Source organism: Oscillospiraceae bacterium MB24-C1, from assembly GCA_030913685.1.
Taxonomy (GTDB): Bacteria; Bacillota; Clostridia; order Oscillospirales; family Ruminococcaceae; genus Yanshouia.
The window spans coordinates 2,266,074-2,291,989 of sequence record CP133187.1; the positions used below are offsets into that span (position 1 = coordinate 2,266,074).

General features: G+C 45.6%; 23 protein-coding genes and 1 pseudogene. 16 read left to right on the top strand and 8 right to left on the bottom strand.

Annotation, left to right across the window (positions count from 1 at the left end):
* Positions 1–22 precede the first annotated feature (22 nt).
* Positions 23–1,252: pseudogene (locus RBH76_10825) on the top strand (recombinase family protein).
* A 119-nt stretch (positions 1,253–1,371) separates the two neighbouring features.
* Here the strand turns inward: RBH76_10825 and RBH76_10830 are convergent.
* On the bottom strand, positions 1,372–1,776 hold the full coding sequence (locus RBH76_10830) for a GFA family protein (protein WMJ83215.1): 405 nt from the start codon (positions 1,774–1,776) through the stop codon (positions 1,372–1,374).
* Between the two features lie 358 nt (positions 1,777–2,134).
* Between RBH76_10830 and RBH76_10835 the strand changes: the two genes are divergently transcribed.
* Positions 2,135–2,701 carry a helix-turn-helix transcriptional regulator gene (locus RBH76_10835; GenBank protein WMJ83216.1) on the top strand — a complete coding sequence of 189 codons (567 nt, stop codon included), beginning with the start codon at positions 2,135–2,137 and terminating at the stop codon, positions 2,699–2,701.
* 37 nt (positions 2,702–2,738) lie between these two features.
* Here RBH76_10835 and RBH76_10840 read toward each other — a convergent pair whose 3' ends face one another.
* The 4 genes from RBH76_10840 to RBH76_10855 all read right to left on the bottom strand — a co-directional run bounded on the left by RBH76_10840 (position 2,739) and on the right by RBH76_10855 (position 6,474).
* A complete protein-coding gene (locus tag RBH76_10840) occupies positions 2,739–3,431 on the bottom strand; it encodes a hypothetical protein (GenBank protein WMJ83217.1) in 693 nt (230 codons plus the stop codon).
* A 107-nt stretch (positions 3,432–3,538) separates the two neighbouring features.
* Positions 3,539–4,006 carry a hypothetical protein gene (locus RBH76_10845; GenBank protein WMJ83218.1) on the bottom strand — a complete coding sequence of 156 codons (468 nt, stop codon included), beginning with the start codon at positions 4,004–4,006 and terminating at the stop codon, positions 3,539–3,541.
* A gap of 136 nt (positions 4,007–4,142) precedes the next feature.
* The gene (gene rlmD / locus RBH76_10850) at positions 4,143–5,513 is read right to left on the bottom strand and encodes a 23S rRNA (uracil(1939)-C(5))-methyltransferase RlmD (protein ID WMJ83219.1); all 1,371 of its coding nucleotides are present in this window, start codon (positions 5,511–5,513) and stop codon (positions 4,143–4,145) included.
* A 13-nt stretch (positions 5,514–5,526) separates the two neighbouring features.
* Entirely contained in the window at positions 5,527–6,474 is a 948-nt protein-coding gene (locus tag RBH76_10855) for an AEC family transporter (protein WMJ83220.1), read from the bottom strand.
* A 199-nt stretch (positions 6,475–6,673) separates the two neighbouring features.
* On the opposite strand from RBH76_10855, the gene RBH76_10860 reads away from it, so the two are divergent.
* Both RBH76_10860 and RBH76_10865 read left to right on the top strand, forming a co-directional pair.
* On the top strand, positions 6,674–8,587 hold the full coding sequence (locus RBH76_10860; GenBank protein ID WMJ83221.1) for an ABC-F family ATP-binding cassette domain-containing protein: 1,914 nt from the start codon (positions 6,674–6,676) through the stop codon (positions 8,585–8,587).
* 62 nt (positions 8,588–8,649) lie between these two features.
* On the top strand, positions 8,650–9,849 hold the full coding sequence (locus tag RBH76_10865) for an AI-2E family transporter (protein WMJ83222.1): 1,200 nt from the start codon (positions 8,650–8,652) through the stop codon (positions 9,847–9,849).
* 164 nt (positions 9,850–10,013) lie between these two features.
* Here RBH76_10865 and RBH76_10870 read toward each other — a convergent pair whose 3' ends face one another.
* A complete protein-coding gene (locus RBH76_10870; protein WMJ83223.1) occupies positions 10,014–10,199 on the bottom strand; it encodes a hypothetical protein in 186 nt (61 codons plus the stop codon).
* Positions 10,200–10,473: 274 nt separating this feature from the next.
* Here RBH76_10870 and RBH76_10875 point away from each other — a divergent pair, with 274 nt between their 5' ends.
* From RBH76_10875 to RBH76_10885, 3 genes are all read left to right on the top strand, one after another.
* Positions 10,474–11,712: a BTAD domain-containing putative transcriptional regulator gene (locus tag RBH76_10875; GenBank protein WMJ83224.1), complete on the top strand. Its 1,239-nt coding sequence runs from the start codon at positions 10,474–10,476 to the stop codon at positions 11,710–11,712.
* A 134-nt stretch (positions 11,713–11,846) separates the two neighbouring features.
* Positions 11,847–12,332: a hypothetical protein gene (locus RBH76_10880; GenBank protein WMJ83225.1), complete on the top strand. Its 486-nt coding sequence runs from the start codon at positions 11,847–11,849 to the stop codon at positions 12,330–12,332.
* 266 nt (positions 12,333–12,598) lie between these two features.
* Complete coding sequence (locus RBH76_10885; protein ID WMJ83226.1) at positions 12,599–12,934, top strand: ArsC/Spx/MgsR family protein; 336 nt, start codon at positions 12,599–12,601, stop codon at positions 12,932–12,934.
* Between the two features lie 205 nt (positions 12,935–13,139).
* Here RBH76_10885 and RBH76_10890 read toward each other — a convergent pair whose 3' ends face one another.
* The gene (locus RBH76_10890) at positions 13,140–14,033 is read right to left on the bottom strand and encodes a prohibitin family protein (protein WMJ83227.1); all 894 of its coding nucleotides are present in this window, start codon (positions 14,031–14,033) and stop codon (positions 13,140–13,142) included.
* Positions 14,034–14,442: 409 nt separating this feature from the next.
* Here RBH76_10890 and RBH76_10895 point away from each other — a divergent pair, with 409 nt between their 5' ends.
* The 6 genes from RBH76_10895 (at position 14,443) to RBH76_10920 (ending at position 20,921) form a co-directional block, all read left to right on the top strand.
* The gene (locus tag RBH76_10895) at positions 14,443–15,714 is read left to right on the top strand and encodes a glycosyltransferase family 2 protein (GenBank protein WMJ83228.1); all 1,272 of its coding nucleotides are present in this window, start codon (positions 14,443–14,445) and stop codon (positions 15,712–15,714) included.
* Between the two features lie 222 nt (positions 15,715–15,936).
* Positions 15,937–16,164: a hypothetical protein gene (locus RBH76_10900; protein WMJ83229.1), complete on the top strand. Its 228-nt coding sequence runs from the start codon at positions 15,937–15,939 to the stop codon at positions 16,162–16,164.
* Positions 16,165–16,377: 213 nt separating this feature from the next.
* Positions 16,378–17,724 carry an ATP-binding protein gene (locus RBH76_10905; protein WMJ83230.1) on the top strand — a complete coding sequence of 449 codons (1,347 nt, stop codon included), beginning with the start codon at positions 16,378–16,380 and terminating at the stop codon, positions 17,722–17,724.
* A complete protein-coding gene (locus tag RBH76_10910) occupies positions 17,705–18,547 on the top strand; it encodes a DNA-binding domain-containing protein (GenBank protein WMJ83231.1) in 843 nt (280 codons plus the stop codon). Before RBH76_10905 ends, RBH76_10910 begins: the two co-directional genes overlap by 20 nt.
* A gap of 666 nt (positions 18,548–19,213) precedes the next feature.
* On the top strand, positions 19,214–20,407 hold the full coding sequence (gene gltS / locus RBH76_10915; protein ID WMJ83232.1) for a sodium/glutamate symporter: 1,194 nt from the start codon (positions 19,214–19,216) through the stop codon (positions 20,405–20,407).
* Positions 20,408–20,615: 208 nt separating this feature from the next.
* Entirely contained in the window at positions 20,616–20,921 is a 306-nt protein-coding gene (locus RBH76_10920) for a DUF3892 domain-containing protein (GenBank protein WMJ83233.1), read from the top strand.
* A gap of 336 nt (positions 20,922–21,257) precedes the next feature.
* On the opposite strand, the gene RBH76_10925 is transcribed toward RBH76_10920, so the two are convergent.
* Positions 21,258–22,745, bottom strand: coding sequence for a dihydrolipoyl dehydrogenase (locus tag RBH76_10925; GenBank protein WMJ83234.1), 1,488 nt, complete (start codon positions 22,743–22,745; stop codon positions 21,258–21,260).
* Positions 22,746–23,194: 449 nt separating this feature from the next.
* Between RBH76_10925 and RBH76_10930 the strand changes: the two genes are divergently transcribed.
* The 3 genes from RBH76_10930 to RBH76_10940 all read left to right on the top strand — a co-directional run bounded on the left by RBH76_10930 (position 23,195) and on the right by RBH76_10940 (position 25,855).
* On the top strand, positions 23,195–24,502 hold the full coding sequence (locus RBH76_10930) for an MATE family efflux transporter (GenBank protein ID WMJ83235.1): 1,308 nt from the start codon (positions 23,195–23,197) through the stop codon (positions 24,500–24,502).
* A gap of 137 nt (positions 24,503–24,639) precedes the next feature.
* Positions 24,640–25,353: an MBL fold metallo-hydrolase gene (locus tag RBH76_10935; protein WMJ83236.1), complete on the top strand. Its 714-nt coding sequence runs from the start codon at positions 24,640–24,642 to the stop codon at positions 25,351–25,353.
* Positions 25,354–25,462: 109 nt separating this feature from the next.
* Positions 25,463–25,855: a C-GCAxxG-C-C family protein gene (locus tag RBH76_10940; protein ID WMJ83237.1), complete on the top strand. Its 393-nt coding sequence runs from the start codon at positions 25,463–25,465 to the stop codon at positions 25,853–25,855.
* Positions 25,856–25,916: the final 61 nt, after the last annotated feature.

Consider the following 25,916-nt stretch of genomic DNA (forward strand, 5'->3'; position numbering starts at 1 on the left):
TGAATGCCAATATATTGGAAATGACTACATCTTAGTCTATAAGCTCTCCCGCTTTGGCAGAAATGCTGCCGATATTCTAAACTCACTTGAACATGTGCAATCCTACGGAGTGAATCTTATTTGTATTGAAGAAGGAATTGATTCATCACAGACAAGTGGTAAACTTTTAATCTCTGTACTGTCTGCTGTTGCTGAAATAGAGCGTGAAAACATTATTGAGCAGACAATGAACGGATGTAAAGAAAATTTGCTCCTTATGGATATTATCTTAAAGATAAGCAACTTTTTATCCAAGAGAATGAAGCCGATGCAGTAAGGATTATCTTTGATAAGTATGTACATGGTCAAAGGCACTAAGAATGAATACCGCCAAGTACAGCAAGATGACTATATTCTTGCAGATGGTCAGCACGATGCTATCATCAGCGAGGAACTATGGACGCAGGCACATGAAAAACGAGAAATAACAGGTGTAAAATCTCCCTCTAAAATTGGTCGGGACAGAGCACATTTGTTAAGCGGTATCTTAAAATGCCCTAAATGTGGCGGACCGATGTGCACAAACAAACACACATGGACAAACAAAGACGGTACATATCAAGAGATTTACTATTATGTGTGCAGTAAATCTCGAACAGCACGGGGAAAAAGCTGTGATTATAAAGCTATGCTCAAGAAAACTGACATTGAGCCACTTGTCATTGAAGCAATCAGAGAGCTGATAAAAAATCAAGATTTTGCAGCAGAAATCAAATCAAGGATAGGCAAGGAAATTGACATTTCTACTTTAAACAGAGAACTAAGCAATTATGAATCCAAACTGCGAGAGGTCGAGCTTAATAAAACCCGTCTTGAAAATGAAATTGACAGTCTGCCGGAGGATACCCGTTTCAGAGAACGCAAGCTTCACGATATGACCCTCCGGCTTGATGGTCTATATGACATCATTGTAGAGCTTGAAGAAAAATCGAGGATGTAAAGCTACGCCGAAAGGCTGTAGAGCAGGATGCCATTACTTTAGAGAACATCTACACCCTGTTGGCAAACTTTGATAAGGCCTTTGATAAAATCAGCGATGAAGAAAAAAATCTCTGATTTCTTCGCTAATCAAAGAAATAGAGATTTTCCCATGTGACGAGGCAGAACTGCCCCTTAAGTCTATTTTATTTAACTTTCCGGTTTATAAAGACGGTGGAGATGTTTATGAATTTTGTGGGACAAAAGAACAACCGTCTCAACGTGCCATGAGTAGACAAAATGATGCCCTTTGAACCTGATTATACCTTGGAGTCAGATAATATATATTATGGTCTTTTATTATTTGGCGATTGCATTCCACAATGCCTAAAGAACTTATTAAATTTGCATTCTTCATGTATTAGGGAGTTCATCAAATTTTGGTAAAATTTCTAAGTTACTTTCCCAACTTGCTTTATTTGCGCAAAAGATGTGTCCTTGCGGTTTCATGTGTAAGTCACTGTCAATACATCCTGCGGGGACAACCAGTAGCTTTCCATCAATCTGAATATTTGGAAGTGCCGATCCGCAATTGGAGCAGAAGCTTTTTATGTGACCTTCTGAATGGTAATTAAAGATTTTAGCTTTATCTTCACCAGACAGCCATTTTAACTTGGCTGTAGAAGAAAACAGATTGGCCGCATGGGCTGACCCTGTATCCTTACGACATCGCTCACAATGACAAAGAAAGAAATTTTCAAATTCCCCCTCAATCTCAAAAGTGACTTCACCACAAAGACATGATCCTTTATATTTCATTGAAATCTCCTTTTAAATAATTCAATTTTTGAATAGGCATTTCATCTAATATTAAAATATTTACTTATATGAAATACAAGTTTAACAATCTTCTAACCGGCATAATTCGACAATGCACTCCACATGCCTTGAGTAGACAATAAAGATGTCGTAGGTAGCTGATAGTTCCTTGGCGGAGGGGTATCTCTTTAAGAAAACACCTACAAATCTTGTGATTTGAATTTTAAAAATCCCCCAAGGTTTTCTTCCAACATCTTATCTACTTAAGCCACAGTAGTCGTGCACAATCTTATCAAAAGTAAAATTGTACGCAATAAAACTTTTAAATGATGATATTGTAATTTAAAGGCTTTATTCTGTGCAATTTATTAAATTGTTACATAAAGTTTGGTCTACTATTAGTCCCGACTTAAAGTGTATACGTATTTGTTCTTTTTCTATCACATCTATTGACTTTATTATACTATTTAACTTTACTTCTTCAATTGCTTTTACGTTGATTTCAGCACCGTTAAATAGATTAACTATAGAAGCTTTAGACTGCAAAGACAGGGAAGATGCTGTTTGTATTTCAGTAGCATCAATTGTATTTAGCACTTTAGACAGTGCATTGAGCAATGCAGTTTCCTTTAAACTACTTGCATTACTGCACTGTGTAGTGCCACTTTTTAATCGCCGTTTACATCTCCAAACAATTGTATTATGCTGCTTGTTATACTACGGGAAAGTTAGCTTTCATGTAAAAGAAATCATGGACAACAAAGATATGACCAGAAGCAAGCTTGCTAAACTTGCAAATATCCGTTTTGAAGTAGCTGACAAATGGTACAACGGAAATATTGAGCGTATGGATATTGATGTCCTCACTCGGATCTGCTTTGTTTTGGATTGTAAGATTTCCGATTTGATGACCTATAAAAAGTAAATCTCACTAATACAGAGTCTGTTTTTACAGGCTCTTTTTATTTGCAGATACCCAATATCTCTGTTCCATACTTGGCAAGGAGTATAGCATGAATGATAGCTTGAAATGTTTTCTCATCAATCAGGCTTTCATCGGCAATTTCATTAAGTTTAATATATTCTTTCCCTGTAGATATTGTCTTTGCTGTTTGATAGACAGCATATCTGTTGGTATCAATTCCTTTTAAATGGATTGATTTAAAATAAACCTTAGTTAAATAAACATGTGGCTTTGACCATTCCCATAGTTCATGGTCCGCTGTAAGCAAAAACAGAGTGGCAAGAAATTGATTATTATCAATTTTCTTTATCACTCTGTTTTTTATGTTGATAATATTTTTAAATCGCTGTCGGTGACCGCTGTCGCAAAAGAAATCACCATTAAACTCTGAAATCAGTTTACTCAATCTTTTTTTGAGATTATATTCTCTGAAATCCTTAAAGGTACTTTTTACTATGTTTTCATAACATACCGCGTTCGCTTTCAATCTTTCCGATAAGACCAAGCATTTGCTATCATCATTTTTACATTTTGGGTATTCGGTGCAAAACCGACAGGCTGTATCCTCTTCACTGAATGGTAACCCTTTTAATACAATTATTCCTTTCTCTCGCTTCATGAAATTAGGTACAAGCATCATCATTTGTTCAAACCCCTGTAACCTTGTACCGTACATAAATAATTTTGACATTGTAATCTTTCCTTTCTTTTTGTTTTTGGCATAAAAAAGAGGCTAAGTCTGTAGGTCTTAAGTTGACCTAAGGCTTAGCCTCTTAATTTTACATATTAAATTTTTGATTAATTGGTCATTTCATAAACATCCACTCTTTTAATAATCCTGTGCTGTTTAGCCCACTCTTGAATTTGGGCCACCCCTTCTTCAGATAAATCAAAGATCAGTGTCTCATCACCATAATGCTGGCTTGAAAACAACATCTTTCTACCCTTGTATAAGTTAAGAGTAAACCATTTAATAAAACCTTCTTTAGATAAGAAATTTTCCTTCACTTCAATTTCAAAGTCATTTGTTACTTTCCCTTGAAAAACAAGTTCTCTAGTTTCTTCATTATTTATTTTTTCCCCATACTTTATTCCCGATTCTATAGCTTCTCCATCGTTTGGCCATACCCTTGTTTCAAAAGTATCTGCCTTATTAAGAGATTTCTTTACAAGATTAACCCACCATGAATATTCTGCAAAAATAGGAGCCACATTTCTACTAGAAAAGTCTTCTCTTTCAACCATAAGCATTACATAATATTGCATAAATTCACCCCATAAAATATCATATTTCCTATGTCATCTATAATTCCACCATTTTCCAAGGCTCAAAAACGGCACTTTTTTGCCCGTTTTTAAGCCTCAAAATCACTCCAAAACCACAACATCTTGTGGTCAAAGTCTACTTTTTACCCTCCGAACCACATTTCGTCATCATTATTATCGCTTCAACGTGTGCTGTTCTTGGAAACATATCGACCGCCTGAATTTTTTGTGGAATATAACCCAGTTCGCTAAACAAAGCGACATCTCGTGCGGCGGTAGCGCTGTTGCACGACACCATGACAATGCGGTCAGGTGCCATGCGAACAGTGGTTTTAATCAAATCCGGTGTGCAGCCCTTGCGAGGCGGGTCAAGAATAATAACATTGGGGGCGATGCCCTCGGCTTCAAGCTGGGCAGCAGCCTCTGCTGCATCTGCGCAGATAAAGCGTGCGTTCGCAATGCCGTTCTGAGCTGCGTTTTGACGCGCGTTTTTGACAGCGTCTGAGACAATTTCCACCCCGATAAGTTGTCCGGCCTGATGCGCCATAGAAAGGCCAATGGTGCCTGCGCCACAGTAGAGATCCAACAGAACTTCGCCGCCCGAAAGCGCCGCGAACTCTTTTGCAATGCCATAAAGCTGCTCAGCAGCACGGCGGTTAACTTGATAAAACGATAATGGAGAAAGAGAAAAAGAAAGCCCGCAGAGCCGGTCGGTGATGGTGCTTTCTCCCCAGAGTGTTTGACATTTTTGTCCGAGCAGTACGTTGGTTTTATCGCAGTTAATATTGAGTATTACAGAAGTAATAGCAGTGCAGGCGCTGCGGAGCACTTTGATGAGCGCATCTGTTTGGGGTATGGCGCTACCGTTGGTGATGATGGTGACCATCACTTCTCCGGTAGCTTCGGCGTGGCGAATATAAAGTGCGCGCACCAGTCCGTTGTGCGTGGTCTCGTCGTAAATACTGACGTTAAATTCGGCCAGCCATCTGCAAAACGCGGCGGCTATTTCGCCAAAAAAAACAGGGTGGAGCAAGCAATCCTCCGCCGGCTCCACTCTGTGTGAGCGTTTGGCGAAAAAACCAACAATAGGCTTACCGTTTTGCAGGCGGACAGGGTAGATTGCCTTATTGCGGTAACGGTCGGCTTGCGGGGAGGGAATAGCCGGAGGCAACGTGATCATTAGCTTGCCAATGCGGCGCATGTTTTCCTCTACCCAGCTGTTTTTGGTCAACAACTCCTGTTCATAAGAGATGTGTCGAAGGCTGCAGCTGCCGCAACGGCGATAGATGGGGCAGTCGTCCTCTAGGCGGCACGCAGCGGGCGAGAGCATCTCTTCAATAATACCGAAGGCATAGTGCGAAAGCACCTTGACCACCCGCACTTTCAGCTTATCCCCTACCACTGTAAAGGGGACAAAGACAGCCATACCGTCGGCACGGCCGACGCCGTTGCCCTCATTTGTAATATCGGTAATCTCCAGCGGAATAATTGCGTTTTTTTTCAGCATAAATGCCTCCGAATCAAATCAATCCCATATTTTTAAGAATAAACGAGCCTAAAAAAACAGTAACAACCGAGGCTCCGGTAGTAAACACCACCATTTCGGCGGCCAGTGCACCGTCGGCACCCATAACATCGGCCATGACGGGGCATCCGGTTGCGTTGGGCGTGGCAAGGATAAGAAACAGTGAACAAAGGGCAGCGCCTTTCATACCGATTAAAATTGCAATTGTGGTGCCCACCAGTGGTAAAACTAGTAGCTTTGCACAGGCGCATACCAACGTCAGCTTCATGTTTCTCAACGCATTTTTAAAATCAAGTTGGGCGCCTACACCCACCATAGCAATAATAGAACCGGCGGTACCCAGATCAAACACCGGACGTTGAATCAGAACCGGCAGCGAAATGTGCAGCCCCGATAAGGTAAATCCGGCAATGCTTGCGATTATCAGCGGATTGCTAAAAACGTTGATAATAACCGATTTTACATCAACCTTTTGACCGGGTGTATCCGTATAGATTGAAAAGATGATGACAGCGAGAATATTATAAAGCGGGACGGTGCAGGCAACCAACACGCCCATGGTGCCAGCGGCTTCTTCTCCGCTGAGGCTGATAGCAAACGGAAGACCCAGCATAACGGCGTTGGAACGGAAGCTGGCTTGTGCCATAACGCCGATGCGCCCGCGCGAACTGGTCAGCTTTGGGGCTATAAGCAGCATGGTGCCGATCATACCCAGAAGGCACAGCACACAAAGCGACAGCAGAACCGGGTCAAAGGCTGTTGAAAAATTTGATGTGTAAGCTGTTTTAAACATTAACAGGGGTAGCAAAAGATAAAAGCACAGCCGGTTGACCTGTTTAGTGCCGATATCATCCAACCACCCGACCTTGCGAACGAAATAGCCGGAAGCAATCAGCAAAAAGCCCGGTACGACTGCATTCAAACAAAAAATGAAATTTTCCAAAGTGATATTCCCCCGAATCGTTTTGCAGAGATATAGTCTATGATACCACTAAAAAGCCCATAATGATAGTACAAAACCGGGCAGTAAGGGACAAAAGCATTCCTTTTTTAAACGTGCTGTGTTATGATAAAAACATGGATATGCTATTAATTTGATAGGGCTATATATAAAGCCAGCTATGCACAAAAGGGGAACATAGATGCTTCTGACACTCAACGACATAGGAAAAAGCTTTGGCGCAGAGCGTATTTTTGAACATATTAATGCTGCCGTCAACGAGCAGGACCGAATTGCACTGATTGGGCCTAACGGCGCAGGCAAAACAACGTTACTTAACATCATAGCGGGGCTTGAAGAGCCGGATGAGGGTAGTGTTGCCCGAGCCGGAACGCTGAACGTTGGTTATCTTCGTCAGAACGGCGGGCTTTTGGCCGACGGAACAATTGAAAGTGAGATGAAGCGCGCGCTGCAAGAGGTGTATGCGGTGGAGCAGGCCATGCTGGCAACAGGAGAGGAGATGGCGCGCCAGCAGCATGGCACGTCGCGTTATGCTGAGCTGGAGCAGGAATACCAGCGTCTGGAAGCAAAATTTGTCAGTCTGGACGGCTACCACGCAACCGTGAAGATTAGTACCGTTTTAAACGGCATGGGGTTTGGTGGTTTTGACCGCGCGACGCCAGTGTCGAGTATGTCCGGCGGTGAGTGCACACGACTGATGCTGGCCAAGCTTCTGATCGAAGCACCCGACCTGTTGATTCTGGACGAAGCGACAAACCATCTGGACTTTAAAATGCTAGCATGGCTCGAGGAATATCTGGCGTCTTACCGCGGGGCGATACTAACCGTGAGCCATGACCGCTATTTCCTCGACCGCGTCACCAACGTGACCTGGGAGATAGAAAATTTGAGCCTTGTTTCTTATCCCGCGCCTTACGGACGCTATCTGGCTTTACGTGCCGAACGGCTTGAGCGAATGGAAAAGGAATATGAGCGACACGTTCAGGAGGTGGCACGCCTTCAGGACTATGCCGATCGCAACATGGCGCGCGCGTCGACCTCGGCGAGCGCTAAAAGCCGCCTGAAGATGATTGAGCATCTTGGCGATGCACAAAAGCCCTATGTGCCTAAAAAACCGCCGCTGATCCGCTTTGAGCCGAAAAGTCGCCCGGTGTCCGACGTGCTTGCAGTGCGTGGGCTGACTATTTCCGTGGGCGAGGGGGAACAGCACCGTGAGCTGCTCACTGCAACCAACATTCATATCAAGCGCGGTGAGCGGGTGGCCATTATCGGTGAGAACGGCGCGGGCAAATCGACGCTTCTAAAGACGCTTATCGGCAAGTTGGCCCCCGCCGCCGGCGAGCTTGAATGGGGTCGAAATGTCAGCCTTTCCTGCTTTGAGCAGGATTCCTCCGACCTGCATCCGGATAAAACCGCACTGATGGAGCTTTGGGACCGGTTCCCGTTATCCAACGAACATACACTGCGCACGCTGTTGGGCGGATTGCACCTAGAAGGCGAGGAAGCGTTTAAAACGATCGGGGTACTGTCGGGCGGTGAGCGGGCGCGCATCAAACTGGCCATTGTCATGCTCGAGCATGGCAACGTGCTGGTGATGGACGAGCCAACCAACCATCTCGACATCCCAGCCAAAGAGGCGCTGGAAGCGGCACTGATAAAATTTGAGGGGACGGTCGTTGTAGTTTCGCATGACCGCTATCTGCTTTCGCATCTGCCCACTCGAATTTTGAGAATGGCCGACGGAAGCCTGCAAAGTTTTGACTGCGGTTTTGAAGAGATGCAGGCGCAACTGGCGCTAAACGCCTGGCAGGAAAGGGCTGTAATAACCGAAAGCCCTAAGACTGAGAGCGGTGCACAAAAGGCGTTTCACCGCTCAAAAGCACAGCGCAGCGCCGAGGTGATGGCAAAAAAACGGCTGGAACGCCTGGAACAGGATATTGCAATAACGGAGGCGAAGCTGGAAGATACCCAGAAGACACTTGCTGACCCTGAGGTCGGCAGCGATTACGAACGACTCTCTGAGCTGACGCAGCAGATAGCTGAGCTTGAGGTTCAGCTGAACAGTTATTACGCCGAATGGGACCAGTTGCTATAAAAACGGGGCTATGCTTTAAATGGCGAAGTGCCATGATATAGACGAAAAAGAGGCGGTACAGTATGAAAATTGAGTGGAACAAGAAGCATACGACCATAGCGGTTTATGCTTTGTTGGTACTGATGATTGTAATTCCTTATTATTTGACGCTGGCAAATCTTCCGGCGGTATGGATGACAGTGCGCAATCTTTTCCATCCCATTCTGCCGATGGCTTACGGCTTTGTCATCGCCTACCTGCTTAATCCTATCATGGTGGAATTAGAAGCGCTATTGGGGCGGTCAAAGTTTTATAGCAAACTAAAGCAAAGGCATCAGCGGGCGCTTTCGCTGCTGCTGACCTATCTTCTGACCATTGCAGTACTGGTTGTTTTTGTGCTTATCGTTTTGCCGTTGGTTGCTTCTAATGTTGCCGCCATGTATGAGCAGCTTCAAAATTATGTCGGTGCTACCGAAACCTTTGCCAATGAGCTGCTCGAACGCATTCCGCAAGATTTAATACCGCAGGAATATGTAGAGCAACTTACCCAGATGGCGGGCAACAGCATTCAGGACCTTATCAACTGGATGGCTACCTCGGCGCCAAAGGCTATCGGGCTGATTTGGCAGCTTGGCTCGGGGTTGATCGCTACTTTTCTGGCTGTGGTGGTCTCGATCTACCTGTTGTTTGCAAAAGAGCGTTTCATCGCCCAGCTGCGCAAATTTCTTTGCGCATTTCTATCCAAAAAGAGTGTGCGTCGTCTTGTTATGGTTACCCGCACCACCCACATGATGTTTGGGCGTTTTATCACTGGCAAAGTTATCGATTCCATCATCATCGGCATTTTGTGTTTTGTGGGGCTTAGCATCATGCAGATGCCCAACGCTGTGCTGGTCAGCTTTATTGTGGGGCTCACCAATGTGGTGCCTTATTTTGGGCCATTTATTGGGGCGGTGCCCGGGTTTATTCTTATTGCAGTCATTTCTCCGGTACAGGGTTTAATATTTTTGATCTTTATTTTGGTGCTACAACAAATTGACGGCAACATTATCGGTCCGATGATTTTAGGGGATTCCACCGGGCTTTCGGCCTTTTGGGTGGTGTTTGCCATCTTGTTTTTCGGCGGTATGTTTGGCGTGGCGGGTATGTTTATCGGCGTACCGACCTTTGGCGTTATTTACGCACTGGTTAAGGAAAGTATCACTGAACGGCTCAGCGCGAAAGGAATGCCTATCAATACAAAGGATTATATTGCACCACTGGAGATTAATGACCAAGAGTAGAGGATATGAGTGCTTGATCAATCTAAACAGTTTGTTTTGACACGCCTCTATAATTTTACCCTATAATATTTTCCGGGCGCGCTTCTCTTATACAAAGGACAACCTTGTATAAGAGAAGCGCGCCCGGTTTTATTTTTAGCCTGAACGGTACTTATGGACGTCAGTTAGTCCGAGTCCGACTTGGTGTCCTCGGAGCTTATGGCGGAATCTATCATATGTATCAGCTCAAGGGTGCTGCGAAAATGCGCTTCTTTGCCTTGATTCATCCACTTCAGGGTGCCTTGCCAAGTGTCATTTTGCTGGTAAGCAATCTGAACGATAAACGTGTCATTTGATTGTTTGCGGCTCATCACGTAATCCCCCACATCAAAGGTTATTTATAATACTATAGCAGAAGTTGGTCACAAAATGGTTGCATCAAACGGCAGGATGTTATCGAAAATACGTTAATTAAATGAAAAAATGAATGCGGCCATTGAAAGTTTATCGTTATTATACAGCAAAAAGTTACGAAATTAGACACTTTTTAAAAAATTGCTGGATTTTTAAAGTTAAATATCCTATAATTAAATAAATACTTAAGAAAATTTTCGGTTAAAACATATTGGGTATGGGGGCAGAATTATGCGGGTCAGTGAAACTGTCAATAAAAGCACACAAAACAAGGAATTACGCATTTCTATGCTGGGAAGATTTGAGCTTCAGGTCGATGATGTTTCAATCAACGACGGAATCAATCGTTCTCGTAAAATGTGGAACCTGCTGGCATATATTGTGTCTCACCGTGACAAACTGATTTCGCAGCAGGAATTTATTAATGCGCTTTGGGGCGACGAATCGGGACAGAATCCGATTAACGCACTTAAAACCCTTCTTTATCGCATCAGATTGTTGCTGACCCCCCTTGAAAAAGCATATTCGGCAGAGTTTATTTTGTCGCAGCGCGGCTCATATAGTTGGAACAGTGCCATCAACTGCAAAGTGGATGTCGATGAATTTGAAGCATTGTGCCGCCGCGCAGCGGACGAAAAGCTGGACGATATGAAGCGGATTTCACTTTATCGCGAGGCTATGGATATCTATCGCGGAGATTTTCTTCCCAAGCTGAGCATGGAGTTTTGGGCCATTCCGCTGAGCGTACACTACCATTCGCTCTATCTAACAGCGGTAAAGCGTTTTGTCGACCTGCTTGATCGCAATGCGCTCTACATAGAAATTTCGCAGGTTTGTACTAACGCGATTGCCATAGACCCGCTGGACGAGGACATTCATTGCATGCAAATCCGTGCGTTGCTTCGCCAGGGTAAGAACTCGGCGGCGCTTTCTCAGTATGAAAAGGCAACCGATATTCTTTATCGAAATCTAGGCATTAAGCCATCAGAAGCACTGCGCAGATTATATGTAGACATCATGAGAACCAATGAATCGCTCGAAACCGACCTCAGCGTCATTCAGGATCAGCTGCGTGAGGCGGTGTCTGAGCCGGGTGCGTTTGTCTGCGAATATGGCTTTTTTAAAGAAGCCTATCGCCTTGAAATTAGACGCGCCGCCCGTTCAGGGCTCGCCGTGTTTATTGGTCTCTTCACCGTTTATACCGACACGGGAGAAATACCGGAGCTACCTTTGTTGAATGTCGCTATGGATCAGCTGCTGGAGGCGATAAAGTTAAGCCTTCGCAAGGGGGATGTCGTTTCGCGGTACAGCGGTATGCAGTACGTCGTGATGCTGCCTACGTTGACCTACGAAGACGGGGATCAGGTTATGAACCGTATCGTCAATAATTTTTATAAGCAGATTCGCCGCAAGCCGGTTAAGCTGCATTACCGGCTGCAACAGCTGGAGCTGCCGGAGGAAATGCTCTAAGCCTACACAGAACCGGCGGTTTATTGAGGGCCAAATTTTCGGTCTACCCGCTTTGCGGGGTCTTGATGTTTAAACAGTAAAGTGTGACATCATATGTATTTAAAAGGTCAGGACACAGAAAAGAGGTGAAACCCTTGAAAGCGGTATATTATTATCCCGCTTCGGCGATGCGGGTCTGTGTCGACCGTCTCTCCGGCACGGAGATTAGCGGCCGCGCATATTGCCCCCAGTTGGAGGAACCCATTGTTTTTAAGGATTTAAGCATGTTTTTGCTCATGGCAGATCGGGCACTCGACCGCCGTGGTTATCCGTTGGCGTTTCAGAAAAAGCGCAGCTTTTTGGAGGAACGCATGGTTGATGGCGCTGAATCTCTTTATAAAGAGGTTAAGCCCATTCGTCAACACGAGCAGGTGATTGATGTCAGTGCAATGCGTGGGGAAATTTGCACATTTTTGGTGCATGTCTTATCGCGCCGCAATTGCAGTTGGCAGGGTCGTATTGACTGGATTGACGATGGTGATTTTGATACCTTTAACAGTGGACTGGTCTTTTTGCGCAGGGTCGGCGCACGCCTGGTGCAGCTTTCGCCAGGCAATATGAAAAGCCCCAAATACCAATAACATCAATAAAACACTGTTTTTAAAGCGCTTAAAACAGTGTTTTTATTATCGTTAGACTTACCACCTTCATGCTGCGTGACCGCGTCCATATCCTCAAGCCACTTATTGTGTAAAAATATCTCTTGAGGCAGATACTATAATACAAGGGCAGCTTGTATCGCAGTGCTGCGACTTGGATAGACCGCAGCGTTGCTGCGGTAACGACTAATTACTGTGGCCAGTCTAATCATTTTCAAACCAAAAACAGAGCAACGGAGAAGAGAGACATGAATATCCAGATATTCGGGAAAAACAAGTGTTTTGATACTAAAAAGGCAGAGCGGTATTTTAAGGAGCGCGGTATTCGCGTCCAGCGAATTGACCTGTTACGCTATGGTATGAGTAATGGCGAATTTTCATCGGTGTTATCCGCTGTTGGTGGCGTGAACGCTCTGTTGGACGAAAAGGCACCAGATGCGGCACTTGTCAAATATCTTGCACAGGAGCAAGACAAAGCACAAAAGCTTTTGGAAAATCCGAAGCTTTTAAAAACGCCGATTGTGCGCAACGGCAAGAAAGCCACAGTGGGTTATTGCCCGGAAATTTGGCAAACCTGGGAATGATGAATAAAGGCTGGATTTTTGAGCGATGACGTTTGTATGCTGCACTAAAAACGATTAAAAGTGGCTAAACAGAGACCGATGCCCCCAAAATTTAAATAGAATCCGACATTATATGGCACAAACTTTATTCGAATAATATGGCTTTATCGCAGATTTAAAGCGCGACCTTACCAGTTGGCAAGGTCGCGCTTTTTTAATTGGATTATTACTCCGCTGCTTTGAACGAAACGAAGGGGTTAACCGTTTCGCCCATGACCTGCGGCAACTTGCCATCCCAGCGCTGTACCTGCTGGTACTGGATATATTCTGGGCTTTGGTTAAGCTGCTTTTGGATAATCTCAATGGTATAAGCCTGTGCATCGGCCTTAATCTTCTCGCTGTCGGCCTGTGCCTGCGCTTCGATAACTGCCTGTTTGGCCAACTCTTCCTTTTCCTTAGTCTTGTTTTGCATGGTCAGTGCCTGCTGCTCGGCGGCAACCTTGGCACGGATAGTTTCTTCAAAACCATCTTCAAAATCCAAATTTTCCATTGCAAATGAAACGACGATGACACCGCTGTTGCCAAGACTGGTGCGCAAAGTCTCTTCAATATTCTCCTGCACGGCGGCACGGTTCTGGACGAGATCCTCAGCGCGCACCTGACCAATTGCATTTTTCATAGCCGACTGCATTTGGGGAATGATAAGCTTTGTCTCAACATTGGCGACGCCTACATTTCGGATCAAGTTACCGATCAGTGCCTTGTCATAGATATAGTTGAGCTTCACCTGCAAATTTTCAACCGTCTGGGTGTCCTTCGTGTAGGCAGTGGTGTTCATTTCATACATCTGCTCACGAATATCAACAACGCGGATAGATTGTATAAACGGAATTTTCAAGTTCAAGCCAGCACTTAAAGAGGTGTCAACAATACGCCCAAATTGATATTTAACACCTATGTAGCCTTCATCAATTACCGTAAAAGACAAGCTTCCCAACACAATGAGTGCGACCAGCAGTACTACGATAATGACCGAACGGGACAGCGATTTAAAAAAATTACCTGTGGCTGGCGCACCACCTGAGGGCGCACCATTGCTCTGGTTAAACTGAAATGCCATATTCCCCTTACCTCCCTAAAGTTGCATATATCTTGTGAATGTTTAAAGTATATCATGCGACGTAATACTAAACAATAAGAATTTTTAACTAAATTGTGTCGAAATATCTTTTAAGTATTAAGGGCATAACGACATACAATAGCAATTGGTCTTAAATAACGCTTTAAACTATCTGGAAGACTAAAATCCGCTTATTGCCAAAAACCTTAGAAGATATTAACGGGTATTTATTAATTATGTATAATATGTGGAACTTTATTTGAAAAAAATGAAACTTTAACACTTTGAGTTGAAATTTCATTTAGATAATGCTATAACGGTAATATTGCCTAAAAGCAAAGCTCAATATTGCGCAATATAACCAACGCACTTAATGGGATATTGTGACAAAAACAGGAGGAGTTCGGTTATGTTACAGTTTATTGTGACTTTTAATCTTACACTATTCATTCTTTTTACACTGTTCTACTTGTACCAAATTGTTTATGCGGTTATAGGTGTTGTTCGTCGACCCCAGAAACCGCCCGAAGCGATGAAGAACCATCGCTATGCGGTGCTAATTGCTGCCAGAAATGAGAGCGCGGTCATTGCTGAATTGATTGACAGCATCAAAAAGCAAAACTACCCGCGAGAGCTGCTGGATATATTTGTGGTGGCGGATAACTGCACCGATAAGACGGCGGCTGTCGCAAGACGCGCAGGAGCCACAGCGGTTTATGAGCGTTTTAATCATTTACAGGTCGGCAAAGGCTATGCGCTGGATTATATTCTGAAAGGCATTGCACGAGACTATGGAGCCAATGCCTATGAAGGCTATTTTGTTTTTGATGCGGACAACCTTTTAGATGAGAACTTTGTACGCGAAATGAACAAATGGTTTGACCGGGGCTATCGTGTTCTTACATCCTTCCGTAACTCTAAGAACTTTGCCTCCAACTGGTTATCTGCAGGATACTCCCTTTGGTTTATGCGCGAATCGCGTTACCTGAACTATCCGCGCATGCTATTGGGCACCAGCTGTGCCATTTCAGGCACCGGCTTTTTGGTGCATAATGACATTATCCGTAAAAACAACGGCTGGAAGCATCATCTGCTGACTGAGGACATCGAATTTTCTGTGGACTGTGTTATCAACGAAGAAAAGATTGGATACTGTCACACCGCCGTGGTTTACGATGAACAGCCTTGCACTTGGAGTCAGTCTTGGACGCAGCGGTTGCGTTGGGCTAAGGGGTTTTACCAGGTTTTTGGGCGCTACCACAAACAGCTGATTTATGGCTTTGCGGTAAAGGGTCAGTTTGCGTGCTACGATATGTTTATGACGATAGCACCGGCATTGTTTGTTTCGCTTACTAGCGTGATAGTCAACGGTATTTTTTTGCTGACCGCTCTGCTGGGCGCGGATGTGGCACCAAATATGATTCCGTTGACAACTGATGCTATTTTCGCCTCGGTTTTTAACTTTTATATAGCGCTGTTTTTGTTTGGCCTGCTGACCACTATCACCGAATGGAAGCAGATACACGCCAGCGCGGCCAAAAAGATTTTATATGTTTTCACTTTTCCGGTATTTATATTTACCTATGTGCCAATTTCGATTGTCGCATTGTTCAAAAAGATTCACTGGAGCCCTATTACCCATAGCATCAGTCGATCCATTGAGGATATGGTGCATCAGTAAGCCTAAAATATATAAAAGCGTCGCTCAATGCGGCGTTTTTATATTTCATAATGAATTAGGTGCGCTGTTATATCGCCCCATGAATAACTGCCATGCAGACGTAGATAATAATAAGGCGAAGAAAAAGGGCTGAAAAACACGGGCAGGCGGCTGGTTTCTTCTGTCGAAGGGCCGGTCGCCGTGCACCGCGAAAAGTTTAAGTCTGAAAAAGTGGTGAAAAGTATGACAAATTATTTTGCATCCTCGGCTGATAAAGACGGTGAGGATAAGCGTGTTCAGCAACAGGCCGAAATGCAGAGCAGTTCCCAAAAACGGGCGATGGAAACTGGACAGGAAAGTATTCCCACTCTTGAGCAGATGTCTGAAAAGCCAACTGACGATGGAAACGGCACCATGTTAACCACCTCGGAGATTATTGATTTTGCCGCAGGCGCAGACACCTATCTTTAAAGCAATGAGAAGCAAGTTTGGTGCGTCTAAAAAGTCCGGCTTAGGCTGGGCTTTTTTATGTTCCCAATATCAAAAGCAAATTATTTGGGTATAATTATTGTTAAAAGACAAAACAGCTACAGCTTGCTCGAGCTGATGTTTTAAAGAGTTTGACGTGCGAAAAAAAAGACGTTATGATAATAAAATGAAAAAGCAATTAGGAAGTGAAGACATTTGACACAGTGGCAAAACCGGATATTTGGACAAGGGAAAGCGGTGCTTAACAGCCCGTCTGTTCGCGTTTTGCTCATTGGTGTAGCAGTGGCACTGGCTTCGCAGCTTTACTTCTTACCCGGTGTAGGTGATTTTCGCTTCTCGGGTGCGGTGATATTGTACCCGGTTTTGCTTGCGAAAATGTTTCCGGGGCGCACTATCCCGGTGGCAGGTGCCGTAACAGCGGGGGTTGTGTGGCTCTCACGCGCATTTGTAAGTCTGGTTGTGGGACATGCACCCGTCGGTGCTGCGCTGGCAGCCATGCCTGGGGCTTTATTTTATCTTTGCTATGACACACTATTTTGTCTCTTGGTACTCAGGCGGGACAAAGTGGCATTGCCACATTTTTTGTGCGGTTGTTTTGTAGCGGACATGCTTTCTAATATGGTGGAGATCGGGCTTTCGACCGGACTTCATTATGAGGCGCAGCCCACTGTTTTTTATTTAATACTGACAGTGGTGGCGTTGGGGCGGGCGCTGTGTGCAACCGGCTTGTTTTGGTGGCTGGGTTATTATCGGCGGCTGTTGCTGTTGGAGGAACGCGAACGACGCTATCAGAGGCTATTTCTCATGACTGCACAGCTGAAGGATGAGCTTTACTTTCTCAAAAAGACCGCCGGCGATATTGAACGGGTCATGGGAAAGGCCTATGAGCTTTATGAGGGTCTGGCCGACGGGTCACAGGCTGAGCCGGGTCAGAACCGGCAACTGGCGCTAACCATTGCGCGGGATGTACACGAGGTAAAAAAGGGACACCTGCGCATTTTAAAAGGCATTGAATCCGAGGTGGAGGCCGCCTATGACCGCGAAGTCATGCACATTTCGGATTTGATGAAAATTTTAAAAGAATCTGCCCGCAAAACTTTTGATCGACACAAGCCGCAGAAAATTCGCGTGCTTATTGGGGTGGAACATGATTTTGTGACCCGAGAACACCACCGCCTTATGTCGATTCTACGCAATCTGGTGACAAATGCTATTGAGGCGATGGAGCAGGCGGACACAAGTGGAACAATTAGGGTAGAAGAATTTTTGGAAGAGGGCAACATCGTTTTTCGGGTGGAGGACGATGGGCCGGGCGTGCCGCCGCGCATGCACGATAAGATTTTTAACATTGGGTATTCGACCAAATTCAACCCGGTGACAGGCGATATCAACCGGGGCGTGGGGCTTACTGCGGTGAAATCGCTCACCGAAGAGCTGGGTGGCTCGGTGACGATGGAAACGGTACAAGGGCACGGGTGCCTTTTTTTGGTGCGCATTCCATGCGCACAGCTGGAGGAGGATTATGCGGATTTACATCATTGAAGACGACCCTACGGTCGTTGCCGTGCTGGAGGATATTATTGAAGGCGAAAATCTGGGAGAGGTTTGTGGAACGACCGAAGATGGCCATGTGGATTTGGCACAAATTGCGGCCTGCGCACCTGACCTTATTCTTATAGACCTGCTAATGCCCGGCATGGATGGCATTCAGGTTGTGCGCGAATTAAAGGCTCGGCAGACGGCCGTCCGATTCATTATGATTTCACAGGTTAGCGCCAAAGAGATGGTCGCAAAAGCCTATGAAGCCGGTGTGGAATTTTTTATTCATAAGCCGATTAACCTGTTTGAGATTAAAAGGGTGGTCAGCAATGTGGCGCAGCAGATTGAGCAGGCGCGTACACTTTCCAGCATCCAGAACATGCTGCATGCCGGTTTGCAGGGCGCACACACCGCCCCTGCCAGCCGCGAAGAACTTTGGCGGCAGCGCCTTAAAAGCATACTAAGTCAATTGGGCATGGCGGGGGAGAAGGGTTCAAAGGATATCATAGAACTTTGTATGATGCTGCTACGTCGGCGCGAAACGGTTTCACAGGTGGGCATGCGTACCCTTTGCGCCCAGCTGGGCAGCAACCCTAAATCGACCGAACAGCGTATCCGGCGTGCGATTGAACGCGGCTTGCACCATCTGGCCAGCCTTGGCGTTGAAGATTACGGAAACGAGGTGTTTGTGCGATACGCTTCCCGTCTTTTTCCGTTTGGCGAGGTGCGGGCTGAGATGGCACGAATTCAAGGCAAGGGTCCAAGTGGGAAGGTTAATCTGAAGAAATTTATCGACGGTATGGTAATTTTGGCGGAAGAATTTTGAGGATTAACGCCTATCAAATCTTTAAAACGTTTTTAAGCGGCTGACCTTGTCGCTTTTACATGTGAGAAATAACATTGATTTTAGGAAAAAATGAGGTTTAGTAACAATTGATGCAAATTTTAAAATGAATGTTAGTACAATCTAATAAAAATTGAAGCCTATACATTCTTATTGCCGCTGCACTGCAGCGGTTTTTTGCTTTTTTAACCAAAATTTATCGTCAAAACTAACAAAAGTACTTGGGGGATGATTAGAACAATTGTAGAATCGTCTTTCAATTTCGACACATTTTGACGCCAATTGAAGAACGACCATTACACTCAAAACAAACACAGAACCAAAACTGTGAATTGCCAGACAAGGCCGGAAGGTCGCACGTTAAGAGAAAAAGACTGCGCAGGTCAGAGTGAGCAGTTGAAAAATGTGACATGTATGAGGTCTGCGTTTAAAAAAACGCGGGCCAATAGCAGCGGTTGCATTCAAAGCACAGGGGATGCTTTTGGGGGAAAGCGCCCGGGCTTTTCCGACTGCTCGCCGAAAACAGACAGTAGCGTCTCATAATTTGACGCAGTAGCAATGGGTTTGGTGCCCGATGGTACAACCTGACGCGAGATGATTGAAGCCTTTTGGTTTGGTAACGAATAATTTATGGGAGGAAATATGTCTATGGCGCTATCTTTTAATTTGATCGAAACATTTGGTCTTTCGGTTGTCGTACTATTAATCGGAAAATTTCTGGTTGATAAAATTGGATTTTTAAACAAATTTTGCATTCCGGCTCCGGTTGTGGGTGGTCTTCTGTTTTCGCTGCTGAATCTGGCGTTTAATGTCAGCGGGGTAGCGACCGTAACACTGGACACGGGTCTTCAAAGCTTTTTCATGATCTGCTTCTTCACTACCGTTGGCTTCGGCGCAAGCTTAGCGGTACTTAAAAAAGGCTCGGTCGCAGTTATTATATTCTTGGCGGCGGCCAGCTTGCTTTGCGTATTACAGAACGTCACTGGCGCGGGCATTGCCACACTGATGGGTGAAAGTCCGCTGCTTGGCGTGGCGGTAGGCTCCGTCCCCATGACCGGCGGCCATGGTACTGCTGCCGCGTTTGGACCGATAATGGAGGAAGCCGGTTTGATAGGCGCTTCTACCATCGCGGTCGCTGCAGCTACCTTCGGATTGGTTAGCGGCAGCCTTATGGGCGGCCCGGTTGCTAACCGCTTAATTCGCAAGCGGAACCTCAAGGCTAGCGCAGCGGATGCTGTATCCACTGATAAGTCTATCCTCGAAGAAAAGAAAGTTCTTTTAAACAGTGGTCACCTGTCCACCGCGTTTTTCCAGATTGCGGTTGCAATGGGTCTGGGCAGCTATGTTTCTAAGGCGATTGCGCTGACTGGGTTGACTGTACCGGCTTATATCGGTTCTATGCTCGTAGCAGCGTTCATGCGCAACATCTTTAAGGATGGAACCTCTAAAGAGATTCGCATTGCCGAAATTCAGGCACTGGGCGAGATTTTCCTGTCCATCTTCCTAGCGCAGGCGCTGATGTCACTCAAGCTCTGGGAGCTGGCCAGCCTGGCGCTGCCGCTGGTTGTCATTCTGCTTGCACAGGTCACCCTGATGTTCCTGTTCACAAACTTTGTTACCTTTAACGTTATGGGCAGAGATTATGACGCCGCGGTTCTTGCTGCCGGTCACTGCGGATTCGGCATGGGCGCAACCCCCAACGGTGTCGCCAACATGACCGCGGTCGTGACTAAATATGAGCCGTCACCGAAAGCGTTTTTCGTTCTTCCTATTATCGGCGGACTGTTTATCGACTTTATCAACTCCTTTATTGTGCTGTTCTTCATCAACGCACTGAAATAACACAAATTTTCTGCTGATGCCGTCGGGGCTTCGTTGTCTAGAATGCGCTTTGCGCCTTTTTTACAGCGAGGTCCCGATTGTTTTTATTTTTTAGAATTAATTGGTGATCAACTTTTTAAAAGTGGTTGCCTGTTTTTGACGGTTGGGCACAACCGATAATTTGGACGCAGATGCATAAACTAAACCAAAAAGCAAAGGAGGAATTTTTATGGAGCAAAACAATGTACCGCAATCGCTTGCGCAGAACACGTTAGACCAAATTCCCTCGCCGACATCTGACGCCCGTAGCATTACCGCTTTGGTTAAAGAGGGTGGCAAGGTAACAGGTTATCAGCTCTCAGATAAGACGGTTCTAGATAAAACGCAGGCCATCGCGCTGGCGCGGCAGGGTGGCATTAAAGGCGTGGGTATCTCCCACCGCGGTGACACCGAATATCTTAAATCGCTCCCCGACAACAGCGACGGTAATAACCTGAGTAATCTATCCTCAATTTCTCCCGCTGATAAGGAGTAAAAACGCAAAAGAGGGGGCGACTGTTATTGCAGCCGCTCCCTTAGTCTCTCGAAAAGTCTTTTACTTTGCTCAAGATATTAGCTTCACAAAACGGGCAATTGCGCGTTTGTCGCCTGTGGGCGAACCATTCGTGTACGTAGTGCGTTTTAACGGCGCTGCGGGGGCATGATACCCGAAGCGGATCACATCGTTCTTCACTCTACTCCCCGTTGTTGGGTCTTACAGAATTCACTTTATCGAAACTCTAAGGGCGGCTGCAATAAGCAGCCGCCCTGTCGGTTAAAAATTAATAGGCTCGTGGGTCAACACTTGTGTTGTGGGTGACGTTGAAGTAAGCTATTCCGGAAGGTTAAACTTTTCAAACACCCATGCGGTCAGCTCGTTGAGCGAAGGGTGAATAATCATCGAATCGTTGATGGGTGCATAGGTGCCAACATCGGGACACAGAATTCTGAGCATCTCAAAATCCTTTGCACTTATGGACTGGCACTTTTTCTGACACCGATAACCCGCGTTCATCAGGTAGACAAATGGCTGAAGCAGCACAGAAGAATGTGGTCCAACAATGTGCACACCCAGAATTTTTTTGTCATCGCCGATAATCATTTTTACAAAGCCGTTGTCTTCATCACGCTCGTGGTAGCCCATCGCTATGCCGCCTACGACTTCTGAATAATAGTTTTTGGCGGACTGGTAGGTCAAGCCCTTTTGCTGAACCTCTTTTTCGGTCATGCCGACATGAGACACCTGTGGATGAGTAAAAATCGTCCACGGAACCGTGTCATAGCGGGCTTCTCTTTTTTCGCCTTCTGAGAAGAGGTTCTGGATTAAAATTTGCGCTTCATAGTTGGCTTTGTGTCTAAACTGATATTTGCCGTTTATGTCGCCCAAAGCCCAGATGTGCTCCTGTGACGTCTCAAGAAATTCGTTTGTGGTGATCCAGCCTCTTTTGTCCACCGTTACACCGGCCTTTTCAAGCGCGAGGGTGTCTGAGTTAGATTGCACGCCGGTGGCCACCAGAATCTCCTCACATTCTACAACGGTGCGCTCACCGGTGAGGCGGTTTTGGGTGGTCAGCTGCTTTTGACCGTCCTTGGCGGTAACCGAAAGAATATCACTGTCGTTGAGCACCGTGATACCCGCCCTGATAAATTGTCTTTTGACAAACTGCGCCACCTCGGTTTCCTCTTTATTCAATATACCGCTTGTGCGGGAGATCATGGTCACCTGCGTGCCAAAAGCAGAGAAAATGTGGGCAAACTCGGCACCGATGGCTCCGCTGCCGATAATGGTGAGGCTTTTCCATAGCTTTTTGGGAAATTTCTCACCAAAAAAACTTTCAGACGTCACATAACCGACGTCTTCAAGTCCCTCGACTTTGGGCACAAAACTTCTGGCGCCTACCGCAAGAATAAAACGGTCGCCTGAGATGATTTCATCCTCCTGACCGGGCTGTGAAATCACCATGCGGTTGGCGTCAACAAAAGCTGCACTACCCTTATAGACCGTTAGATTGGGGATGTTTTGTAGATTGTTTTCAATCGTCTTATTAAAATCAATCTGCTTCCACATTCTGCGTGAAATGGTTTCCCAGTCCATCTGCACAGAGCCTGTCTGAATTCCGAATCTCTCGGAGGTCTGCGCTTCACGGATGAAATCCGCAGGGTAGACCAGCATTTTAGACGGGATGCAGCCCTTCGTCAGACAGGTGCCGCCAAACTTCGACTTTTCAATGATTGCACAGCGTAGCCCTTTATTCAAAGCGGCTTCCATGACCATAAGGCCAGCCCCGCTACCCACAATCACAATATCAAAATGCTTCAAGAAAAACTCCTCCTCTGGTTTAGGTATTGTCCGCATCTGTCGGCAGTCAGATGACTTGACTCTTTCCGTCCAACACGATGGCAGATGTTATATCGAACCGCGAAAACTGGCGGGTTCTTTCTATAGGTTGCCACTTTTAATTTACCATAAAACTCAGGGGATTAGAAGTCTTTTTAGAAATAATTGGAAAATATTATTGGAAATATGAGTTATTTCAAGAGTTTTGGTCAATGTATATAAGAAAATAGCAAATTGACAAGTAAAACACTGTGTGGCATAATGTCTGAGAAACGCGAACAGCTGTGGCTTTTGGTGTTTGATGAGGCAATTTAAATGAATACGGAAATTTTCCTTACCGCCGGGTATTGGAATTTAAGCGCCAGACTTCATATCGCCAGGCCAAGTAAGATATGAAGCGCTGGCGCGTTTTATAATTGTGGAGGTTTGATATGAAAGGCAAAGCGAACTTAAAAGAGTTTGCAACATATACGTCACTAAATGTGCTCGGTATGATCGGGCTTTCTTGCTATATACTGGCGGATACTTTTTTTGTGGCGCAAGGGTTGGGAACAGACGGGCTGGCGGCATTAAATCTTGCAATTCCGGTCTTTAATCTAATTCACGGTAGTGGGTTGATGATCGGTATGGGGGGTGCGACCCAATACGCCATTCTAAAAAGCCAAAATGATTTTGAACGGGCTGACCGGGCCTTTACCAGTACCGTTTTTATGGCACTGGCTTTTTCTGCCGTGCTCTTTGTCACTGGTTTATTCTTATCCGGTACCATTACCGCTGCACTGGGTGCCGATAAAGATGTTTTCGGCATGTGCCAAACATATGTGAAATTTTTGTTGTTATTTGCACCACTCTTTATAATCAATAACATTATGTTATGTTTTGTCAGAAACGACGGCGCGCCACAACTGGTTATGTTTGCGATGATAGCGAGCAGCTTTTCAAACATTGTGCTGGACTATATTTTTATCTTTCCGATGAATATGGGCATTTTTGGCGCGGTACTCGCGACTGGTTTTGCCCCCGTTATCAGCCTTTTAGTTTTATTAATATTTTTTATTCAGCGAAAAAACAGCTTTCACTTTAAGAAAAGCGCCATCCCCGTACGGGTAGTAGGGGGGATTCTCTCCTGCGGTGTACCCTATTTGATTACAGAGCTGGCCTCTGGTGTTGTAATGATTGTGTTCAATTTAATCACGATGCGTTTAGCGGGCAATATCGGTGTGGCCGCTTATGGGATAATTGCCAATATTTCGATTGTGGTAATATCCATCTTCACAGGAGTGGCGCAGGGAATCCAGCCGATCATTAGTCGGCTTTACGGCGCTGGTAACCGCACGGCACTTGTAGCTACGTTGGGTTATGCACTCAAGTTGATCGTGATATTGTCGGCTGTCATTTACGCGCTTGTTTTCTTTGGTGCTGACCCAATTGCAGCCGCTTTTAACAGTACGCAAAATGTGCAAATGCAGCGTATTGCGACATCGGGTCTTAAAATCTATTTTACATCCTGCGTTTTTGCGGGCGTTAACATCATAATTTCGGCGTATTTTGCCGCGATGGAACGTGCTCGTCCCGCGTATCTCATTTCGCTTTTGCGTGGTTTTGTCATCATTTTGCCGACGGTGTTTCTCCTGTCCGCCATCTGGGGGATAACGGGGGTCTGGTGCGCGCTTCCAATGACGGAGGCGTCGGTGTCGCTAGTTGCCCTCGCTCTTTATTATTTTAAACGGCCTCTCTAAAAGGGGTTGTCGGATTATCCATTTTTTGAGGGGATAAGTACTTTTCTTTTCCCTCCTGCGCGAAAATATGTTACAATAAACGCGAGACAAGGGGCGCGTTTGCCAGAGCCTGTCATATCACCACAAGGAGCGTTACCATGCCAAAATGTCAAGTGACCCTCACCGCAAATTCGGGCGTATTGATTGAATGTAACGGTACCAAAGTTTGTTGCGACGCCTTCCACGATGATAAAGCGGTAGAATTTAGCACAGTTTCACCTGAGATGCAGCAACATATGTTGGAATCTCCGGCATTTCAAAACCCGGACATGATTTTTTACACCCATAATCACCGTGACCACTACACCCGCCCAGCGGCGGAGCAGGCGTGCAAAAGGTCGCCCGGTGCGCTGTTGGTTTCGCCGATGCAGGAGCTGGACAACAGTCTTCTTCTTTGTGAGGACACCCACAGGCTGAAGCTTGGCAACGCCGAATTTTCGTTTAAGCATCTGCGTCATGACGGCAAGGAGTATATTGACTTACCAAACTACGGCTGTCTGATAAATTTTGACGGCTTTCGGGTGTTGATTCTAGGGGACTGTGTCATCTGCAACCCGGTGCTTGAAGACTGGATTAAGGACACGCCGGTCGATTTAGCGTTGCTCAACTTTCCATGGCTGACGCTAAAGCGCGGCAGGACGTTTATTGCCGACGTAATCCGCCCTCGGCACGTGATGTTTTATCATCTGCCTTTTGTCGGTGATGATGTGGGTGGTTATCGTAAGATGACGGCCAAAAATCTGCCGCTGATCACTACGCCCCAAGATGTCCGCGTGTTACAAGAGCCATTTCAGACTGAAACGGTGGAATAAAGTTAAACTGGTTTTAAACCGTTTGAAGCTTAAAGTGCTTTTTGTCGCGCACCTACGCGCAAATATGCCATAATAAATAAGTAATCATATGAGAAGGGATGTCTTATTGATGGAAGAACGTGTGTACGACTATTTTATTACGCAGGATTACAACTGTGCTGAGACCATTTTGATGTTGGCTAATGACGAGTACGGCCTTGGTCTGCGCGAACAGGATTTTAAGCTGGTCAGTGCGTTTGGCGGTGGCTTGGGCTGCGAGAAGACCTGTGGGGCTCTGTGCGGTGCGCTCGCGGCTATCGGCTGTCTCAAGGTGACCGACCGAGCCCATGCCACCGAAAACTTTAAAGAACTGTGCGCTGATTTTGTCCAAAGGTTTGAGGACGATCTAGGCAGCATAGACTGCGACGTGCTGAAGTTGAAATACCGTGACGAAGAAACACGATGCCTTAAAACGGTGGAATTGGCTGCAAAAGCACTTGAAGATTATATAAAAGAAATCTAAGCACCCTTCTTTAATAAAATGCGTTGGGCCGCCTGCTATTAATAGTAGGCGGCCTTTGTCT